Origin of the sequence: Ruminococcus sp. OM04-4AA (assembly GCF_003462585.1) — a bacterium.
Taxonomy (GTDB): Bacteria; Bacillota; Clostridia; order Lachnospirales; family Lachnospiraceae; genus Mediterraneibacter; species Mediterraneibacter faecis.
In genome coordinates this window covers 1-2,911 of record NZ_QTZH01000108.1, presented here as the reverse complement: position 1 = coordinate 2,911, position 2,911 = coordinate 1, and the positions used below count along the sequence as shown (strand labels likewise).

The 2,911-nt window shown below is 38.1% G+C and carries 3 protein-coding genes; 1 reads left to right on the top strand and 2 read right to left on the bottom strand.

What is annotated here, in order from left to right; translation table 11 throughout:
* Positions 1-416: 416 nt before the first annotated feature.
* Positions 417-605 (top strand): DUF6472 family protein, encoded by a 189-nt coding sequence (locus tag DXB52_RS15200; protein WP_054753175.1) that lies wholly within the window; start codon positions 417-419, stop codon positions 603-605.
* A gap of 144 nt (positions 606-749) precedes the next feature.
* Here DXB52_RS15200 and DXB52_RS15195 read toward each other — a convergent pair whose 3' ends face one another.
* The gene (locus DXB52_RS15195; protein WP_118107987.1) at positions 750-1,841 is read right to left on the bottom strand and encodes a pyridoxal phosphate-dependent aminotransferase; all 1,092 of its coding nucleotides are present in this window, start codon (positions 1,839-1,841) and stop codon (positions 750-752) included.
* A 13-nt stretch (positions 1,842-1,854) separates the two neighbouring features.
* Positions 1,855-2,721: a DegV family protein gene (locus tag DXB52_RS15190; protein WP_118107985.1), complete on the bottom strand. Its 867-nt coding sequence runs from the start codon at positions 2,719-2,721 to the stop codon at positions 1,855-1,857.
* Between the last annotated feature and the right edge of the window lie 190 nt (positions 2,722-2,911).

Sequence of the window (2,911 nt, the reverse complement as noted above, 5' to 3'; positions counted from 1 at the left end):
TTTAGATTTTTAAGGATTTAATCTACCTTCCCATTGGACTATACCTCTGTTTCTTTAAAATTAATTTTAATGAAAGGATTAAGTGTCTGGTGGTTTGTCCTCCTTTTTTGTTTTTTTATTTCGTTTCCTTTTGTTGATTCTATATTAACTCACAGATTGGCATTTGTCAATAGGAAATCAGAAAAATATTAAAAATAATTGAAATATACAGAAAATAATAAATAAAACACAAAAGATACAGGCTATTAAATGCGAATATAAAGTGAAATGTAAATTGCTTTAGACAGAAAAGTGGACGCAATCTATGAAAGCATGGTATGATACTAAGAAAAGAGTTGCCAGCTGCACATAGAACGAACAGCAACAGAATGCAATGCTACAGGCCCTTGCAACGGGCGGGAAATGGAGAGAGAAAATTGAGTAAAGAGTCAAGAACCAGCTGTGAAACATGCACTTATTATATTTATGATGAGGAGTATGAGTGTTATCTCTGTGATAAGAATATGGATGAGGATGATTACATTCGTTTGATGACAAATCAGCACTATCAATGTCCATATTATCGGAATGGAGATGATTATCTTGTTGTTAGAAAACAGCTGTAGAATCATAGAAAAAGCAAGGAAGTACAAAACCAAAAGAAAGAATAAGAAGAAAAGCGGGAGAATCGTTGGATCAGATTCTCCCGTTTTTTAAGAAAGACCTTTGTGCAAGCACCGGTGGTTTCAGACCGTTTGACCCTGGTATCATTAAATTGTTCTCAATACTTTTAAGAGCCGATTATTGTCTTCTGGTTTCATAATGCAGAAGCGGATGAATTCGCCATCCAGACATTGGAAAGAAGAGCAGTCGCGGATCATAAGTCCTTCTTTTATACAAGCTTCGAATACATCGAAAGAAGTTACTTCTGGCTTTAAAATCTTCACAAGGATAAAGTTCCCATATGGAAAATAAACCTTGAAAGAAGACATCTTTTTTAATTCAAGAAACATTCGGTCACGTTCCGCCAGGATTAATGAGCGTGTCTGACGGATGTAGGAAGTGTCTTTGAACATCTGCTCGCCGGCATATGCTCCAAGGCTGTTTAAGGACCATGGAATCTGCTTTTCTTTCATCTGAGATAAGAATTCTTTATTTCCGGTAATGCCGTATCCAAAACGCATTCCCGGAGCTGCATAGAATTTTGATACACCGCGCAGTACCATGAGATTAGAGAATTCTTTCGTGTATGGAACAGCGGTTACTTCCTGAACGGAAGGTGCAAATTCTACATACGTTTCATCAATCATGACAAAGATATCGCGGTTTGCACAGAAGGAAAGCAATGCACGCATTTCATCTTTTAAGATGGCAGAAGAAGTCGGATTGTTCGGATTGCAGAGAATCAGAAAATCATATCCATTTAACAAAGTCCGGCAAAGATCTTCTACATCTAATTCAAAATCTTCCGCTTCCTGAAGATGATAATAGTCCTGTGTACTTCCGGAGAAAGAAAGTTCTCTGGAGTATTCAGAATAGGTTGGACCAAGAATCAGAGTGCGTTTCGGTGCTCTTGTTTCAATCAAAAGTGAAATCAGTTCGCTTGAACCGTTGCCCGGCAGAATAAAATCAGCAGGAACATCGCAGTACTCAGCGATTGTGTTGCGAAGCGATTTATAATCTCGGTCAGGATAAGAAGAAAAGAGGTCCACATGAGCCGCAACAGCTTCCTTAACAGAAGGGGAAAGTCTGAGTGGATTTACATTTCCGGCAAAGTTTGTAATACTGTTTTGATCAAGATGATAATATTCGCTGATCTTTTCAATGTCACTTCCGTGAAAAACTGGTTTTGTATTCGTCATAGGCGTCTCCTCCTTAGTAGGTTTCAAATAAAATTCCAAGCGTATTTGGTCCACAATGGCTGGAAATCGTACAGCTTGCTTTCGTTATATGGATTTCATCAAAATGCATGGTTTCTTCAAGCGTATTCTTAACAAGTTCAATGTATTCAGGGGCGATTCCTGAGTGCGTGATAAAGATCAGAGATGGATCGATATCCGGATAAGCAGCAAGTTTGTCTTTTACATATTTCACAAGAACTTTATCAAGCGTTCCACGATATTTCTTTCCTACATTCATACTGCCATCTGCTGTGCTGACTTCGATACACGGCTTTAATTTCAAAACATTTGCTCCGAGAGCAGCGAGGGTAGAACAGCGTCCACCTGCATGGAGAAATGTTAATGTATCCAGGATAAAGCTGGCATGGCAATGTTTTGTGCGCTCACGAAGGGCTTTGGCAATATCTGCCGCTTTCATTCCCTGCTCGATCATCTGACCGGCATCTGTTACAAGAAGTCCGGTTCCGGTGGAAAGAGAACAACTGTCAATCACATGAACATGCCCGAGCTCTTCAGCAGCAATACAGCAGTTTTGATGAGCACTGGAAAGTGAGCTGCCAAGATTGATATGGATCACTTCATAGCCTTCATCGACCCATGGTTTAAAATGTTCAATATATTCCGCAACATTGACGGCGGCTGTTTTTGGAAGGATTTTTTCATCGTAATATTTCTGATAAATTTCTTCCGGTGTAATGTCAATGCCGTCCTTATAATCTTTTCCATCCAGAATGATGTGGAGTGGAAAATAGTGTACATGATAACGTTCTTTTAGTTCCTGATCCAGGTCACAGGTACTGTCGGCACTTAAAATGATCTTATTTGTAACAGAATCAGTCATAGTTCTCCTCCTAAATTAGTTCAACAACTTGAATTGTATGGCTAGTATGTATTTATACTGCATAATGTGTACACAAATTATAACATATTTTTCACATAGAGTATAGTTTTTGTATTCAAAAAACAAAAAATGCAAAGAATGTTGGAAGCTTTTATTGACATATATAGATAATCGATATATAATATATAAT